14 protein-coding genes are annotated in these 16449 nt (G+C 71.1%); 5 read left to right on the forward strand and 9 right to left on the reverse strand.

The window, feature by feature from the left end:
• Positions 1-87 precede the first annotated feature (87 nt).
• Genes ACIBG4_RS31130 through ACIBG4_RS31140 form a run of 3 tightly spaced genes read right to left on the reverse strand, consistent with a single transcriptional unit; the run spans position 88 to position 1876 of the window.
• The gene (locus ACIBG4_RS31130; RefSeq protein WP_397204837.1) at positions 88-534 is read right to left on the reverse strand and encodes a PTS glucose transporter subunit IIA; all 447 of its coding nucleotides are present in this window, start codon (positions 532-534) and stop codon (positions 88-90) included.
• A gap of 11 nt (positions 535-545) precedes the next feature.
• A complete protein-coding gene (locus ACIBG4_RS31135) occupies positions 546-782 on the reverse strand; it encodes a glucose PTS transporter subunit EIIB (protein WP_310715748.1) in 237 nt (78 codons plus the stop codon).
• Between the two features lie 59 nt (positions 783-841).
• Positions 842-1876 carry an SIS domain-containing protein gene (locus ACIBG4_RS31140; RefSeq protein WP_397204838.1) on the reverse strand — a complete coding sequence of 345 codons (1035 nt, stop codon included), beginning with the start codon at positions 1874-1876 and terminating at the stop codon, positions 842-844.
• A gap of 118 nt (positions 1877-1994) precedes the next feature.
• On the opposite strand from ACIBG4_RS31140, the gene ACIBG4_RS31145 reads away from it, so the two are divergent.
• From ACIBG4_RS31145 to ACIBG4_RS31155, 3 genes are all read left to right on the forward strand, one after another.
• Positions 1995-2735 carry a GntR family transcriptional regulator gene (locus ACIBG4_RS31145; protein WP_310715752.1) on the forward strand — a complete coding sequence of 247 codons (741 nt, stop codon included), beginning with the start codon at positions 1995-1997 and terminating at the stop codon, positions 2733-2735.
• Positions 2736-2768: 33 nt separating this feature from the next.
• The gene (locus tag ACIBG4_RS31150; RefSeq protein WP_397204839.1) at positions 2769-4217 is read left to right on the forward strand and encodes a PTS transporter subunit EIIC; all 1449 of its coding nucleotides are present in this window, start codon (positions 2769-2771) and stop codon (positions 4215-4217) included.
• Between the two features lie 321 nt (positions 4218-4538).
• Positions 4539-4979, forward strand: coding sequence for an Rv3235 family protein (locus ACIBG4_RS31155; protein WP_397204840.1), 441 nt, complete (start codon positions 4539-4541; stop codon positions 4977-4979).
• A gap of 87 nt (positions 4980-5066) precedes the next feature.
• Here the strand turns inward: ACIBG4_RS31155 and secA are convergent, their stop codons facing one another.
• Positions 5067-7859 (reverse strand): preprotein translocase subunit SecA, encoded by a 2793-nt coding sequence (secA, locus tag ACIBG4_RS31160; RefSeq protein ID WP_397204841.1) that lies wholly within the window; start codon positions 7857-7859, stop codon positions 5067-5069.
• Between the two features lie 162 nt (positions 7860-8021).
• Here secA and ACIBG4_RS31165 point away from each other — a divergent pair, with 162 nt between their 5' ends.
• Together ACIBG4_RS31165 and ACIBG4_RS31170 are read left to right on the forward strand one after the other, a co-directional pair.
• The gene (locus tag ACIBG4_RS31165) at positions 8022-8345 is read left to right on the forward strand and encodes an HGxxPAAW family protein (protein WP_310715760.1); all 324 of its coding nucleotides are present in this window, start codon (positions 8022-8024) and stop codon (positions 8343-8345) included.
• A gap of 385 nt (positions 8346-8730) precedes the next feature.
• The gene (locus ACIBG4_RS31170; protein ID WP_397204842.1) at positions 8731-10038 is read left to right on the forward strand and encodes a winged helix-turn-helix domain-containing protein; all 1308 of its coding nucleotides are present in this window, start codon (positions 8731-8733) and stop codon (positions 10036-10038) included.
• Here the strand turns inward: ACIBG4_RS31170 and ACIBG4_RS31175 are convergent.
• The 5 genes from ACIBG4_RS31175 to mtrB all read right to left on the reverse strand — a co-directional run bounded on the left by ACIBG4_RS31175 (position 10031) and on the right by mtrB (position 16443).
• Positions 10031-10729 carry a response regulator transcription factor gene (locus ACIBG4_RS31175; RefSeq protein WP_310715763.1) on the reverse strand — a complete coding sequence of 233 codons (699 nt, stop codon included), beginning with the start codon at positions 10727-10729 and terminating at the stop codon, positions 10031-10033. The two genes, ACIBG4_RS31170 and ACIBG4_RS31175, sit on opposite strands and share 8 nt — an antisense overlap.
• 160 nt (positions 10730-10889) lie before the next feature.
• Positions 10890-11567, reverse strand: a complete 678-nt coding sequence (gene hpf / locus ACIBG4_RS31180) for a ribosome hibernation-promoting factor, HPF/YfiA family (protein ID WP_355442656.1) — start codon at positions 11565-11567, stop codon at positions 10890-10892.
• A 623-nt stretch (positions 11568-12190) separates the two neighbouring features.
• Positions 12191-12886 (reverse strand): ComF family protein, encoded by a 696-nt coding sequence (locus ACIBG4_RS31185; protein ID WP_397204843.1) that lies wholly within the window; start codon positions 12884-12886, stop codon positions 12191-12193.
• 46 nt (positions 12887-12932) lie between these two features.
• Complete coding sequence (locus ACIBG4_RS31190) at positions 12933-14714, reverse strand: LpqB family beta-propeller domain-containing protein (RefSeq protein WP_397204844.1); 1782 nt, start codon at positions 14712-14714, stop codon at positions 12933-12935.
• Positions 14701-16443 (reverse strand): MtrAB system histidine kinase MtrB, encoded by a 1743-nt coding sequence (gene mtrB / locus ACIBG4_RS31195; protein WP_310715771.1) that lies wholly within the window; start codon positions 16441-16443, stop codon positions 14701-14703. The genes ACIBG4_RS31190 and mtrB overlap by 14 nt, the downstream gene beginning before the upstream one ends.
• Between the last annotated feature and the right edge of the window lie 6 nt (positions 16444-16449).

The following is a 16449-nucleotide window of genomic DNA, read 5'->3' on the forward strand; positions in this document are numbered from 1 at the left end:
CAGACCGTGCTGGACCTCCTACCATCATCGATGCCGGAAAAGGCGCGAAGCCACGCGGGTCATCACCGCCCGGTCAGACCAGACGGGTCAGAGCCAACGGAACAACTCCTCCCCTACCCGGACGGTTCCCGCCGCGACGCCGCTGACCGAGCCGGCGTCCGCGTCGAGGGCGACGACCGGGCAGACCGGCGACCGCCCGCCCGCCTCGATCGCGGCCGGGTCCCAGGCCACGACGGGCTGCCCGGCGCTGACCCGGTCGCCCTCCGCCGCGAGGAGCTCGAACCCCTCGCCCTTGAGCTGCACCGTGTCGATGCCGAGATGTACCAGCACGCCTCTGCCGTCGTCACCGACGATCACGTAGGCGTGCGGGTGCAGTTTCATGATTCTCCCCGATATGGGAGCCACGGCCTTGCCGGGCTCCCTCAGCGGGTCGATCGCCGCTCCGGGACCCACCATCCCAGCGGAGAACACCGGATCGGGGACGGCCGCCAACTCCACCGCCGACCCCTGGACAGGGGCGAGAACAGTCGTCATGGTCTCGCCCTCTAGCCGATGAGGTCCTCGATGTCGCTGGCGATCGTGTCGGCCTCCGGGCCGACGACGACCTGGACCACGTTGCCGGCCGCCATCACGGCGTGGGCGCCCGCCGCCTTGAGGGCGGCTCGGTCGACCTTGGACGCGTCGCGCACCTCGGTCCGCAGCCGGGTGATGCAGGGCTCGATGTCGATGATGTTCCCGGCACCGCCGAGCCCGGCGATGATCGCGCTCGCATCCGCCGCCATCCGTCCTCCTCCTTACCGTCCGACCAAGGCTAGACGACCGTCCGTGACCGCCGTCCCGCTCAGTCGGTCTGCGTCACCTTGTTGAGGCCGCGGGGGGCGTCGGGGTCGACGCCGAGCCGGCGGGCCAGGGCCTCGGTCAGGAGCTGACCGGGGACGATCAGCCCCATCGGCGCGACCCACTCCGGCAGGTCCGGGCCGTTGAGGGAGGCGGTTCCGGCCGCGGCGAGCGCCCGCCCGCCGCCGATCGTGAACGCGGGCGCGCCGGCCGCGACGACCCGCTCGGCCAGGGCGACGGTCCCGGCCAGCGTGGGGCTGTTCTCCGCGGCGAGGAGCAGCGCGGGGGTCTCGGCGTCCACGACCGCGATCGGGCCGTGCAGCAGGTCGGCGTACGACAGGCCCATGGCGTGCAGGTAGCACGCCTCCTTGAGCTTGAGCGCGGTCTCCAGGGCGGTGGAGAAGGCCAGGCCGCGGGCCGAGACGACCGCGCCGTGCTTGTCGGCCAGGCCCTCGACGACGGCGTCCAGGTCGCCGGGCGCGTCGATGAGCCCCTCGACGGCGTCCGGCACCCGCTGGAGGTCCTTCTCGTCCACCTCGGCGCCGAGGCCGAGCGCGAGCACGGCCAGCGCGGCGAGCTGCGTGGTGTAGGTCTTCGTGGCCGGGACGGCCTTCTCCTCCCCGGCGAGCGTGCACAACGCCAGGTCGGCCGCCTGCGCGAGCGGGCTGTCCGGACCGCCGTTGGTGATGCCGACGGTCTTCGCGCCGCAGTCGCTCGCCCAGGCCAGCGTCTCCACGATCTCCTCCGTACGGCCGGACTGGGAGATCGCCACGGCCAGCACGCCGTCCAGGTCCAGCCTGCGGCGGTACGTCGTCGCGATGGACGGCGCGGCGAGCGCGGCCAGCCTCCCCGCGCGCGACTCGATGAGGTAGCGGCCGTAGACTGCGGCGTTGTCCGACGTGCCGCGGGCGATGAACAGCAGCTGGCGGGTCCGCTCACCCAGCGCCCGCACCTCGCCGACCCGGGGGAGCAGGGAGTCGAGCGTGGCCCTCAGCGCCGCGGGTTGCTCGGCGATCTCGCTGCGCATCTTGCTGGTCATCTCACGCTCGCAATCGTTACCGTTCGGACTTGACCCTGTTTTGCGACATGTGGTCTAGTCCGGACTAGACCAGTACGAACCATAGCCCATTGCCCAGGTCAGATCGAGGGGAGGATCCGTGGCCCACATCGATCCGGACAGCCCGGTGCCCAAGTACTTCCAGCTGCGCGAGATCCTGCTGGACCTCATCGACAGCGACGAGCTGAGCATCGGCGCGGCCATCCCGTCCGAGCGGGAGCTCTGCCAGCGCTTCGGCCTGTCCCGCATGACCGTCCGGCAGGCGGTGGACCACCTGGTGTCCGAGGGGCGGCTGCACCGCGTGCCCGGCAAGGGCACGTTCGTCGCCCGCCCCAAGATCGAGCTGGCCCTCCAGCTCACCTCGTTCAGCGACGACATGCGCGCCCGCGGCATGGAGCCCGGCTCCCGCGACCTCGACCGGCGGATCGTGCGCGCCAGCGCCCACCTGGCCAAGGAGCTGGGCATCCAGCCGGGCGAGGAGGTCCACTTCATCGAGCGCCTGCGCACCGCCGACGGCGAGCCGCTGTCCATCGAGCGCGCGCACATCCCCGTCCGCCTCGCCCCCGGCCTCGGCGACCTGGACCTGTCCGGCAAGTCGCTGTACGAGCTCCTGGAGAGCCGCTACGGCCTCGTCATGGACGCGGGCGAGCTGACCATCGACGGGGGCATCGCCGACCCGAGCGACGCCGACCTGCTCAAGCTGCCGCGCGGCGGCGCCGTGCTCCTGCTCCAGCGCAGGTCCTTCGCCGGCGGCGTCTGCGCCGAGCTGGGCGTCTCGACCTACCGCGCCGACCGCTACCAGTTGCGTACCATCCTGGAAATGCCCGCCAGACGGGGCTGAGGGCCCGGCTCCCACCCTCAGGAGGAACGCCCGGTGAACGAGACCACCGCCCGGCCTTCGCCGCCCGCCCGCGCCCTGAGCGCCCTCCGGCCGCGGTTCGCGCGGGTCATGACCGTACTGCAGCGGCTGGGCCGTTCCCTCATGCTGCCCATCGCCGCCCTGCCGGCCGCCGCGCTGCTCATGCGCTTCGGGCAGTCCGACATGCTGGGCTCCAACGGCCCCGCCCCCGGCGGCCTGGCCGACGTGGCCGGGTTCGCGTGGATGGCGCAGATCGCCCAGGTGCTGGAGGCGGCCGGCGACGCCCTGTTCAAGAACCTGCCGCTGCTGTTCGCCGTGGGCGTGGCCATCGGCTTCGCGCGCAAGTCCGACGGGACGACCGCGCTGGCCGCCGTCGTCGGCTACCTGGTGTTCGACCGGGTGTCCAAGGTGATGTTCCTCGGCTCGTCCATCCGCGACACCGTGCTGCTGCGCAAGGTCGAGGACGGCGGGATCAAGGAGGTCGTCGACTACGGGCTGCAGAACCCCACCCAGGTGCTCGGCGGCATCATGATGGGGCTCGTCACCGCCGTGCTGTGGCAGCGCTTCCACCGCATCAAGCTGCCGTCCTGGCTGGCGTTCTTCGGCGGGCGGCGCTTCGTGCCCATCGTCACGGCCATCGCGGCGCTGCTGCTCGGCGTGGTCATCGGCTGGATCTGGCCGTTCCTCGGACAGTGGATCAGCGACGCCGGCCAGGCCCTCACCACGCTGGGACCGCTCGGGACCGGCATCTACGGGCTGATCAACCGGCTGCTCATCCCGCTCGGGCTGCACCACTTCGTCAACTCGATCGTGTGGCACGTGGTGCCGCAGTGCGAGGTGGGCGGGCGGGTCCTCGGGGGTGACTGGAACTGCTACTTCGGCGGGGCCGAGCACTCCGGGCAGTTCATGGCCGGCTTCTTCCCCATCATGATGTTCGCGCTGCCGGCCGCCGCGCTGGCCATGTGGCGGGCCGCGCCGCCGCACCGGCGCCGGGCCGTGGGCGGCATCATGCTGTCGGCCGCGCTCGCGTCCCTGGTCACGGGCATCACCGAGCCGATCGAGTTCGCGTTCATCTTCGTGGCGCCGCTGCTGTTCGTCGTGCACGCCGTGCTGACGGGCGTGGCGGTGGCGGTGACGACGCTGGCCGGGGGGCAGCTCGGGTTCGGCTTCTCGGCCGGGCTCCTCGACATGCTGCTCAACGCCAGCAAGTCCAACACCCGCAACCTGCCGGCGATCCTCGCGATCGGGGTGGTGTACGGGGTCGTGTACTACGTGGTGTTCAGCTTCCTCATCCGCCGGCTGAACATCATGACGCCGGGCCGGGAGCCCGAGCCTGACGTGGACTCCGGCGAGCCCCGCACCCCTCCGGAGGCCCCCGCCTCTACGGAGGCCCCCGCCTCTACGGAACCGGCCACGGAGGGGCCGCCGGAGACGGCGCCGCCAGAGACGCGACCCCTCCCCTAGGACCGTTTCGCTCGCCGCCGTTTCGCCCGGGCCGTCCCCGCCGGCGACCCTTTCACCGGCGTCCTCTTCGCCGGCGTTCTTTTCGCCGGGGCCGTATCGCCGCTCGACGGCGGTCCGGAACGCTTCCGGACGGCCGGATCCACGTCGCCGGCGACCGGAACGCCGCGCGGGACGGCCGGACACCACTCCAACTCCCGGTGATCTTCTCCGCCAACTCCCCCGAACCACCGCCCCCACCCGAGAAGTTGGCGGCCGAGGTATCCGGGGGCCGGGCCGAAAACTCCTTGTAGCGATCGTCTCCCCCGCGATTCTGGAGGGCTCATGCCATCCCTTCCCCGCACGCGCGCCGCGCGCCTCGCCCCGGTCCCCGCCCGCCGCCCCGAAGTGGAGCCGCCCGCGGTGGCGGGGTCACTCGCCCTGGACTCGCTGCCGCTGGTGTGGGGTCCGCCGGGTGCCCCGCCGGACGAGCGGAGCCTGCGCCTGCTCGGTCAGGCGGTGGCCGAGGTCCTCGCCGGGCGCCGCCCGCCCGAGTCGGTCGCGGACCGGCTCACCGACCACGCGTACCGGGGGCTGGTGCGGGCGGGCCGCATGCTGGACACGCGCCGCCCGCCGTTCGCCGCCGTGCCCCACGTGACGGAGCCCGCGGACGGGGTGGTGGAGATGTGCGTGCTACTGCACTGCGGCGAACGCAGCCACGTCCTGGCCATGCGCCTGGAACGACGCGGCGTCCAGTGGCTCGTCACGGACCTCGAAACCGCCTGACCCGGAAGGACGACGCCTCACCCCCGGAAGCCGAGCGGCCCCGCTCCCCTCGCGTGGGCGAGAGGGGCGGGGCCGTGGAGCCTCGGGTCAGGCCGCGTTGCGCGGGTCGCCGTGGCAGCGCTTGTACTTCTTGCCGGAACCGCACGGGCACGGCGCGTTGCGCTCGACGTTGCCGTAGGCCGCCCGCTCCGCCGCACTGGTGCGGACCCGGGTGTGCTCGACGTCGCCCTGCTCGCCCGGCGCGGTGTACTCCAGCTCCGCGGGCCGCTCGGGACCGCGCAGGCCGCGCGCGATGATGGAGCGGGTCTCCGCCATCACCGCGTCCTCTTCCTCCTCGACGATCGGGTTCTGCTGAACCTCGACCTCGATGTTGAACAGGAACCCGACGGAGTCCTCCTTGATGCCCTCGAGCATCGCGGCGAACATCTCGAAGCCCTCGCGCTGGTACTCGATCTGCGGGTCCTTCTGCGCGTAGGCCCGCATGCCGATGCCCTCGCGCAGGTAGTCCATCTCGTACAGGTGCTCGCGCCACTTGCGGTCGAGGACGGACAGGATGACCCGGCGCTCGAACTCGCGCATCGCCTCGGAGCCGAGCTCCTGCTCGCGCCGGTCGTACGCCTCCAGCGCGTCCTTCTTGACCTTCTCGCTGATGAACTCGCCGGTGAGCTCCTCGCGCGAGCCGGCCTCCTTGACCAGGTCGTCGACCGTGATCTGGATCGGGTAGAGCTCGCTGAACGCCTTCCACAGCTTGTCGAGGTCCCACTCCTCGGCGAAGCCCTCGGAGGTGGCGCCCACGACGTAGCCGTCGATCACCTCGCCGACGAAGCCGCGGACCTGCTCGTGCAGGTCGGCGCCCTCCAGCACCCGGTGGCGCTCGGCGTAGATGACCTTGCGCTGGCGGTTCATCACCTCGTCGTACTTGAGAACTTCCTTGCGGATCTCGAAGTTCTGCTGCTCGACCTGGTGCTGCGCGGAGGCGATGGCCTTGGAGACGATGCCGGACTCGATCGGCTGGTCGTCCGGGATGTTGAGCCTGGTCATGATCATCTCGACGCGGGCCGAGTTGAACAGGCGCATCAGGTCGTCGCCGAGCGAGAGGTAGAAGCGCGACTCGCCGGGGTCGCCCTGACGGCCGGAGCGGCCGCGGAGCTGGTTGTCGATGCGGCGCGACTCGTGGCGCTCGGTGCCGAGGACGTAGAGGCCGCCGATCTTGGTGACCTCGTCGTGCTCGGCCTTGACCGCGGCGTTGGCCTTCTCCAGCGCCTCCGGCCAGGCCTTGTCGTACTCGTCGGGCGTCTCGACCGGGTCGAGGCCGCGCTGGCGCAGCTCCAGGTCGGCGCGGAACTCGGGGTTGCCGCCGAGCATGATGTCGGTGCCGCGGCCGGCCATGTTGGTGGCGACGGTGACGGCGCCCTTGCGGCCCGCCTCGGCGATGATCGCGGCCTCACGCGCGTGGTTCTTCGCGTTGAGCACCTCGTGCGGCACGCCCCGGCGCTTGAGCGCCCGCGACAGCCGCTCCGACTTCTCGACCGAGGTGGTGCCGACGAGCACCGGCTGGCCCTGCTCGTAGCGCTGCCTGATGTCCTCGACCACGGCGTCGAACTTGGCGTCCTCGGTCTTGTAGACCACGTCCGCCTGGTCCTTGCGGATCATCGGCCGGTTGGTCGGGATGGGGACCACGCCGAGCTTGTACGTCTTGTGGAACTCGTTGGCCTCGGTGACGGCGGTGCCGGTCATGCCGGACAGCTTCTCGTAGAGGCGGAAGTAGTTCTGGAGCGTGACGGTGGCGAGAGTCTGGTTCTCGTCCTTGATCTTCACGCCTTCCTTGGCCTCGATGGCCTGGTGCATGCCCTCGTTGTAGCGACGGCCGTGCAGGATGCGCCCGGTGAACTCGTCGACGATCAGGACCTCGCCGTCGGAGACGATGTAGTCCTTGTCCTTCTTGAAGAGCTCCTTGGCCTTGAGCGCGTTGTTGAGGAAGCCGACCAGGTGGGTGTGCTCGGGCTTGTAGAGGTTGTCGATGCCGAGCCAGTCCTCGACCTTGGCGACGCCCGCCTCCAGCACGCCGACCGTGCGCTTCTTCTCGTCGACGACGTAGTCGCCGGTGCTCTCCTCGCCGGGGTTCTTCGCCTCGACGCCCTTGCGCAGCCGGGGCACGATCTTGGCGAACTCGGCGTACCACTTGCCGGACTGCTCGCCGGGGCCGGAGATGATCAGCGGCGTGCGCGCCTCGTCGATGAGGATGGAGTCGACCTCGTCGACGATCGCGAAGAAGTGGCCGCGCTGCACGCACTCGTCCAGCGACCAGGCCATGTTGTCGCGCAGGTAGTCGAAGCCGAACTCGTTGTTGGTGCCGTACGTGATGTCGGCCTCGTACTGCTTGCGGCGCTCGTCGGGCTGCTGGCCGGACAGGATCACGCCGACCTCGAGCCCGAGGAAGCGGTGGATGCGGCCCATCTTCTCGGCGTCGCGCTTGGCGAGGTAGTCGTTGACCGTGATCACGTGCACGCCGTTGCCCGCCAGCGCGTTGAGATAGGCGGGCAGGGTGCAGGTCAGGGTCTTGCCCTCACCGGTCTTCATCTCGGAGATGTTGCCCATGTGGAGGTTGGCGCCGCCCATGATCTGGACGTCGTAGGGGCGCTGGCCGAGCACGCGGCGCGCCGCCTCACGCACGGTGGCGAACGCCTCGGGAAGCAGCTCGTCGAGCGATTCGCCGTCGGCGTGGCGCTGCTTGAACTCGTCCGTCAGCGCGCGCAACTCCGCGTCGGACAGGCTCGTGAAGTCGTCCTCAATGGAGTTGACCTGGTCTGCGATCCGCTTGAGCTTGCGGAGGATCTTGCCCTCGCCGGCACGCAGGATCTTGTCGAGAATGGCTGCCACTTTATGTAAAGCTCCTCGCAGGTCTACCCCGGCGGCGCCGCCAGGAGGAGAGGCCGAGACAAACTTCCCCGTTGCCATGGTAGGCGGTTCCGCCAGCGGACACAGCCACCGCGGCAGCGAGGGCGCAGGTGATGTCTGGGAGAATGGGGTCAGGCAGAGGGTATGCCGGTTGACAGCCGGCTCGCACCAAATAGCGGGATATCCGGCAAAGGGAAGGATTTTGTCATGGTTGAAGGCCAGAAGACGGAGCAGACTGAGAATCTCGGCAGTCACGGCGGTCGTGCGTCTTCGTGGCTGGCGGTCACCGTCATGCTGATCGGGTTCATCGTCGGCGGAGTCGGCATGACCATGGCGACCTGGACGCTCATCTGGATCGGCGTCGGCCTGGTGGTCGTGGGCGGCATCCTCGCGCTCGTCTTCGACATCTTCACCGACGTCGTGATCGACGCGCCCCGCGTCGGCATGTCCACCGAAGACCACCGCTGACCCCGTCCGTCCGGGCACCGGAGCGGCGCCACCCAGGGATGCCGCCGCTCCCCCGCCCGGACGAGCCACGGACCCGGACGGCCCGAGGGGCACGGACGGGCGGTCCGGGTCCCCTGGGCGTCCCGGATCGCCGGGCCCGCCGGGGTTTCCGGGGTGCGGGGTCCTTCGTGCGCGTCGGCCACGTGTGACGGCGTGCGCGCGGCCACGGACCGGCCCTACCGCAGCGCCCCCAGACGACCGTGTCGTACCGGTTCAGGTAGGACACTCCCACCTTGGGGGTAAGCCGGTGGACTGGGTGTGGTTTCTCCGCCCTCCACCGCCGACCCGTTCTGTCGGTGGGCGGCGCTAGCATGCGCGGCATGCTTCGCCGTACGGAATCGTTGACATGACGGACCTGACCGCTGACGAGGCGCGCCGGATCATCCTGCGCGCGCAGGGACTGCTCGGCGCCGAGGGGCGCCGGGGCGGCGTGCGGGGCATGCTCCGCAGGCTCGGCGCGGTGCAGCTCGACACGATCTCCGTCCTCGCCCGCTCCCACGAGCTGGTCGCCTACGCGCGCCAGGGAGCGGTCGGCAGGCCGGCGGTCGAGCGGGCCTACTGGGACGACCCCGCCCAGAGCTTCGAGTACTGGTGCCACGCCGCGTGCATCCTGCCGATCGAGCACTGGCCGCTCTACGCCTTCCGCCGCCGGGCCTACCAGGAGCGCAAGTTCCGGTGGCACCAGGTTCCCACCGGCCATGTCGAGGAGCTGCTGGAGCGGGTCCGTGCGGCGGGTCCGGTCACGACGGCCGACGTGGGCGGCGCCCGGGCGGCCAGGCGCTCCGACGGCGACGGGCAGGCCGGCGAGTGGTGGGACTGGTCCGAGTCCAAGATCGCGCTGGAGTGGCTGCTCGACATCGGCGAGCTCGTCTGCACGCGGCGCGTCGGCTGGCGGCGGGTCTACGACCTCGCCGAGCGCGTGGTCCCCGCCGATCTCCTGGCCGAGGACCTCACCGACGAGGAGTGCGTCGTACGGCTCGCGCGTGTCGCGGGGCGGGCGCTGGGCGTGGCGACCCGGGGCGACCTGATCGACTTCCTGCGGCTCAAGGGCAGGTACGCCGCGATGCTGGACGAGTGCCTGCTCAGCGGCGCGGCCGGGCTGGTGCCCGTCACCGTGTCGGGCTGGCCGGCACGGGGGGCGTCCAACGGCGCCACCACCGCGAGCGGCGGCAACGGCAAGGTGGCGGTCGCCGTCAACGGCCAGGGCACGGCCAAGGGGAAGGGGGCGACGGGCAGGGGTGCGGCGGCGTGGGCCGATCCCGAGGCGCTCGCCGCCGAGCCGCGCGGCCGTCACCGCACGACGCTGGTCTCGCCGTTCGACTCGCTCATCTGGCACCGCGGCCGCACCGAGCGGGTCTTCGGCTTCTCGTACACGCTGGAGCTGTACGTGCCGCGCCACAAGCGCGTGCACGGCTACTTCACCATGCCCGTGCTGGCCGGCGGCCGGCTGATCGGGCGGGTCGATCCGGCACGTGAGGGGTCCACCCTGGTGGCGCGTCAGCTCAGCCTGGAGCCCGGCCTGAGCGGCGCGAAGTGGTCCGACGCGCTGCGTGACGCCCTGTGGTCGGCCGCCGAGTGGGTGGGCTGCGACGCCGTGCGGGTCGAGCGCGCCGACCCGGGCCTCGCCGCCCACCTGGAGACGGCCGTCAGGTGATCTCCAGCATGCGCTCGCGCACGGCGTAGACGACCGCCTCCATGCGCGAGTGCAGCTGCAGCTTGTCCAGGATGTTGCGGACGTGGTTCTTCACCGTGTTCTCGCTGATGAAGAGCTGCTTGGCGATCTCCCGGTTGTTCATGCCCTTGGCGACCAGGCGCAGCACTTCCATCTCGCGCTCGGTGAGCCGCGGGACCGGCAGCTGGGGCGGCCGCTCGGCCTCCTTGCGGCTCATGTTCGCGAACTCGGTGATGAGCTTGGCCGCCATGGCCGGGTTGATGAGCGACTGGCCCTCGTGGACGCCGCGCACGGCCGCCGGGACGTCGTTGATCTGGACGTCCTTGAGCAGGTAGCCCGTGGCGCCGGCCTTGATGGCCTCGAAGAGGTCCTCCTCCTCGTCGCTCACCGTGAGCATGATGATGCGGGTGCTCGGCACCGAGGCCTTGATGCCCTTGGTGGCCTCGATGCCGTCCTGCCGGGGCATGCGCACGTCCATCAGCGCCACGTCGGGCATGAGGCGGTCGGCCAGTTCGACCGCCTCATGCCCGTCGCTCGCCTCTCCGACCACGTCGATGTCGGGCTCGGCGGCCAGCGCCAGAGCCAGGCTCCGCCTGATCAGCTCGTGGTCGTCCACGATCAGCACGCGGATCGGCTCGCCGCCGGGCGCGCCGCCCTCACCGGGCTCGGTCACAGGGCCTCCTCGGTCAGCCTCGCGACCTCGCTTCGCTCGCTCACACACACCTGACTGAGCTCGCTCACGTCTCCTCCTCGTCGGGGGGCCAGAGCCGTTGGACCGATGATGACACGAGTGCCCGATCCTCGGTTGGTCGAGAAGATCCTTTAAGACGCTATCAGGGCTCGACGAGCCGCAACACGCCGTAGTTGTACCCGCGCCGGTTGTAGACGACGCACGGCTGGCCGCTCTCCTTGTCACGGAAGAGGTAGAAGTCGTGCCCGACCAGCTCCATCTCCAGGAGGGCCTGGTCGATGGTCATGGGTTCGGCGCGGTGGAACTTCTCCCGGACGATGAGCGGGCCGTCACCTTCCATCTCGATGGGGACGATGTCGTCGTACTGCTGGTCGTCGTACTGGGAGTCCTCGGGCAGGTCGTCGTTCTCGGGCTCGGCCTCGGCGGTGACGAGCGGGGACGGGGTGGGCGCCAGGTCCGCGGCGTCAGGGAGCGTCGCGGTGAGTTCCGCCACGGAGGGCGGGCAGTGGTTGCCGTGGTGGACCTTGCGCCGGTCGGCGAGCCTGCGCAGGCGGCCTTCCAGCTTGTCCAGGGCGATGTCGAGGGCGGAGAAGCGGTCGTCGGCGGAGGCCTCGGCCCTGATGGCGGGTCCCCGGGAATGGATGGTCAGCTCGACGCGCTCGCGTTGTCCGGCGAGGCGCGGATTGCGTTCCTTCGACACCTCCACGTCTACTCTGATCAGCTTGCTGTCGAGACGCTCGATTCTGGCCAGCTTGGTCGTCACTTGGTCTCGGAACCGGTCACTCACTCCTGTGTGCCGGCCCTTGACGATGATGTCCATGCAACAGCCCCCCTTCGCCTAACGACTGAGATAGAGCGCCCGGCGACGCGCCTGCCGAGCGGGGTCCTCTGTTCGCCTCCTGTTCACCGTTCCCCGCTTTTGGCCGTCCATCACCGGGGTTTCGGATGGCACCCGTCCGGCCGACCTGGTCTTCGACCCCACATCCGCCTGCTGAGGGTTTCGCGGCTCTGATGCCACTACTGCCCTTCTCTCCTGACGAGGGACATCTGGACCCTCGGGAAGGCAGGACTTACCCCTAAGCCGCACCGTGATCGGTCGACAAAGAGTCGCCTTACGTGGACCGTTTCGCCTGCGGCTGGCATCGGCTAGCAGAGCCGGGGCTCCCGGCTCTGCGCAACCACGGACCCGAACGGGTGCCATGTCAGAACGCTATCCGGATCGGACCCGAATGTCAGCCGGAGGATTACCTAAATGATCACTTTCTGTGATTTTCGCTTGGGGTGACCTGGGGGAAGGTTGCCCCGGTTTAGGATCTCCCTACCTTTATGTACGGCGAGATGATCTCTCTGAGCTGGTCTCTTGCGGTACACGGGGTAGTCGGATGTGACCCCGCCGTGAGCGCGGCCGGGCACTCAGCGTCACCACGATGACCGTAATCCTTGTTAGAACCTTCGGCGTGTCGCCGCCACGGTCGCGGCGCACACCACCTCCGCGCCCGACCCGCGCAGCGCCCTCGCGGCCTCGGCGAGCGTGGCCCCGGTGGTCACCAGATCGTCCACGACCACCACGGGGCTCCCCAGAGGGCCGGGAGCGGTCCTGTGCGGGCTCCGGGGCGCGGCGGTGACGCGCAGGGAGCCGGCCAGGTTGGCGGCCCGCTCGGCCGCGCCCAGCCCCGCCTGGTCGGCCACCCGCCGCGCCGGGGTCAGCGCGCGGCACAGCACGGCCGGATGGCCCAGCCGCCGCAGCGCGCGCACGGCCCGCTCGGCGAGCCGGTCCATCGGGTCGTGGCCGCGGGCCCGCACGGCGCGGCGGGCGCTCGGCACCGGCACGACCAGGAACGGGCCCTCGACACGGTGAGCCTCGGCGAGGGCCGAGGCGACGGTCAAGGCCAGCAGTGCGGCGAGCGGGGCCGCCAGGCCGGTCTGGGCGCGCTCCTTGTAGGCGATCACGGCCCGCCGCACCGGCCCTTCGTACCGGGCCCCGGACCAGCACCCGGGAAGGCCGGCGGGACACGGGACCGGCATCCGGGGGGCCGGGGCGACGAGGGGCCCGAGGCACTCGCCGCACAACGGCTCGCCGGCCGCGCCGCAGCCCACGCAGGCGCGCGGCAGGAGCACGTCGAGTACGGCGTTCAGCACGCGGCCCAGCATGCAGGACCGCACCGACATTCCCGCCGGGGACAGGTCAGCCGAGGGAGAAGACCGGGTTCTCGGCCTCGCCCGTGGCCTTGGAGACCCACGCCTGCTTGTCCTGGTTGAGCTCCAGGATCTCCTTGCTGTCCGCCGTGGCCGCCAGCACCCGCACCCCCAGGGCGCTGATCGAGGAGAGCCGCTTGACCGGCGGGAGCTGCGTGGTCTGCCCGTCGCCGACGTAGATCTCCCTGACGCTCTGCACGTTGTTGCTCTGCACCAGCACCAGCAGCCGCTCGCCGTCGCGCCAGGCGATGTCCTTGATCTCCTCCTCGTCGGCCACCGTCGTCAGCGTCTGGAAGTTGCCCAGCATGGGCGCCCCGCCGCCCCCGGTGATCGCGCCCACCCGGACCTCGTTCTTGCCGATCGTCACCGCGACCCGCACGCCGTCGCGGGAGATGCGCAGCCGCGTGACGTCGAGCCCGTCGAGGCCGGGCGCGGCGACCCGCTCGGCGCCGCGGCCGGCGCCCGGGTCGCAGCGCAGCACGGCGTCGTTGGCCCGGTCGTAGGTCCACAGGGTGCCGTCGCGGTGCCAGGAGGGCGGAGTCAGGTCCGCCTCGCGGCCCTCGATCCAGCGCTGCCACCGGCCGTCGGGGGCGATCCGGGCGACCCAGATGCCGCCTCCGGCCGCCTCCGTTCCGCGCCCGGCGACCATGGCGCCGCCGTCGGCCATCGCCAGGCTGCGGTACAGGTCGTTCGGCTGGCCCGCCGGGCCCTGGACGGCGTTGCCGGGCCGCTCGTCGCCGAGGGAGCGCACCGCGCCCCGGCTGACGTAGTAGGCGGGGCTGACGTTGCTGCCCAGCCAGTCCTCGCGCATGTCGTCGGCCCGGATGACCAGCGGGTCGGAGGAGTAGAACGGCTCGCCGTCGATCTGCACCTCGATGGTGCGGCCGTTGGCCATGTCGTTGTTGTTGAGCGTCCACTTGAGCTGCGCCTTCAGCCCGTCGGTGTAGAGCTCGTCGGGCTCGATGGGGCCGTGCAGGTCGACCACGACGCGGTCGTCGTCGGACCTGACCGAGCGGACGCTCATGCCCTGCGGGAAGACGCTGCCGACCGCGCCGTGCAGCGCCTTGCTCGGCCCCTCCAGGAGGCGGCGGACGATGGTCTGCGCGAAGTTCTCGGCGGGCTTGATGCGCAGCCAGACCCGGTCGACGATGAGCCGCCGCTCGGCGAACGCCTGGCTGACCCCGGGCGGCCCGGCCAGGTAGTACAGCTTGGTCGGCCGGTAGGCACGGGCCACGTCGTCCATGGTGAGCAGCAGCCCGGCGCCCCGCTCGATCGACTGGACGTGGTAGGCGCCCTGCGCGTCCTTGACCAGCGTGAAGTCGACGGAGATGTCGCCCGCCGAGGCCGCGAACGGCATGTACGTGTCGTCGGACTCGATGCGGGCGACGGGGGTGCCGGTGAGCCGGATGACGACCTGGTCGCCGTCGCTCTTGCCGACGTAGTCGTACTTGGGACGGTTGGCGATGACGGTGACGGGCCCGTCCGGTTTCCAGGTCTTCGCGGTCGCGGGCGTGAGGTAGGTGAGCAGCACGTCCGGCTCGTCGGCGTACGCCGCCATCGCCGCCTGGAGTCCCTGGACGACCTGGAGGGGCGCCCACGCCGGCTGCGGCCTGACGGCGATCATGCGCTGGAACGGCTTGCTCATCGGGTCGCCGCCGCCGGCCTCGTCCACGGGGAACGGCCCGCCGACCGGGATCACCGCGCAGCCGCCGCCCGCCCACGCCGCGACGGCGACGGCCAGGACGGCGGCGAGCCGCCTATGCCTCCTCATGCACGGCCCCGTCTCCCGACGCCGGCAGCAGCACCGGAGTCATCTGGCCTCGCCAGGTGCGGCGCATCTCGATCTCCGGGGGCACCAGCGGCAGCGGGGACCCCTTGAGGTCGGCCCCCGCCGTCCTGGGCAGCGTGAGCCTGAACTGGGAGCCCTCCCCCGGCTGCCCCCACGCCTGGAGCCAGCCGCCGTGCAGCGTGGCGTCCTCGCGGGAGATGGCCAGGCCGAGCCCGGTGCCGCCGATGGTGCGCGCCCGCGAGGGGTCGGCGCGCCAGAACCGGTCGAACACCATCGTCTCCTCGCCGGCCTTCAGGCCGATGCCGTGGTCGCGTACGGCGACGGCGACGGCGTCGCGGTCGGCGCCCACGGTGACCACCACGTCACGGCCCTCGCCGTGCTCGATCGCGTTGAACAGCAGGTTGCGCAGGATCCGCTCGACCCGCCGGTTGTCCATCTCGGCCATGCACGGCTCGTTGGGCAGCCGGAGCTCGAAGCGGGTGGCGTGGCGCTCGGCCAGCGCCTCGGAGTCGGCGATGGCGCGCAGCACGACGTCGCGCACGTCTACGGAGTCGAGGTCGAGGGTGGCGGCGCCGGCGTCGTAGCGGCTGATCTCCAGCAGGTCGGCCAGCATCGACTCGAAGCGTTCGAGCTGGGCCTGCATGAGCTCGGCCGAGCGGGCGGCCATCGGCTCGAAGTCCTCGCGGGCGTCGTAGAGCAGGTCGGCGGCCATCCGCACAGTGGTCAGCGGCGTGCGCAGCTCGTGGGAGACGTCCGAGACGAACTGGCGCTGCACCTGGGAGAGCTCCTCCAACTGGTGGATCTTGAGCGCGAGGTTGCCCGCCATCTCGTTGAACGAGGTCGCCAGGCGGGCCAGGTCGTCCTCGCCGCGTACCTTGAGCCGCTCGTCGAGCTTGCCGGCGGCCAGCCGCTCAGCGGCCTGGCGCGCCAGCCGGACGGGAGTGACGACCTGGCGTGCCACGAGGTAGGCGATCGCGGCGAGCAGCAGCACCAGGCCGAAGCCCACCACGACGATGGCGAGCCGGACGTTGGAGAGCATCTGCTCTTCGTCGTTGAGCGGGAAGAAGTGGTAGACCTCGTAGGCCGGCTGGGCCTCGGGCGGGACGAGGCCGCCGATGACCAGCGTCAGCCGGGGCTGGCTGTCACCGCTGAAGCGGATGAGCGCCTGGTGCCGCAGCGGCTTGTCGTAGCGCATCTTCTGGGCCTGGCGTTCGAGGCCCTGCCGGAGCGCGACCGGCACGTCCTGCGGCGACACCTTGCCGGAGGCGCGCGAGGCGCCGGGGGTGGTGGTGTTGAGGACGAGCACCTCGTAGCGCTTCTTGGAGCCGTTCTCGCCGGAGCCGGTGATGGTGTTCATCACGGCGTCGAGCGGGTCGGCGGGCGCGCTCTTGCCCGTCTCGGAGGGTTTGGCCTGGTCGTCGGGCTCCTGGCTGAGCGCGGCGGCGATCTGGACGCGGTCGGCGAACGCCTCGCTGGCGGCGGACGCCTGGCTGCTCGCGATGACCGACTTGTTGATCTGGTCGGAGAGGAAAACGCCGAGCACGACCACGACCGTCACGGAGATGACCAGCGTGCTGGTGACGACCTGGAGCTGGAGCGAGCGCCGCCAGGCCCGGCGGACCGCCCCCACCGCACGCCGCGCCCGCCGGCGGACCCCGCCCAGGATCTGGCGGAGCGTCCGTCGACGGAGACCGTTCCTCGTCGGGGGCATGGCGTG

Origin of the sequence: Nonomuraea sp. NPDC050383 (assembly GCF_044459125.1) — a bacterium.
GTDB lineage: Bacteria > Actinomycetota > Actinomycetes > Streptosporangiales > Streptosporangiaceae > Nonomuraea.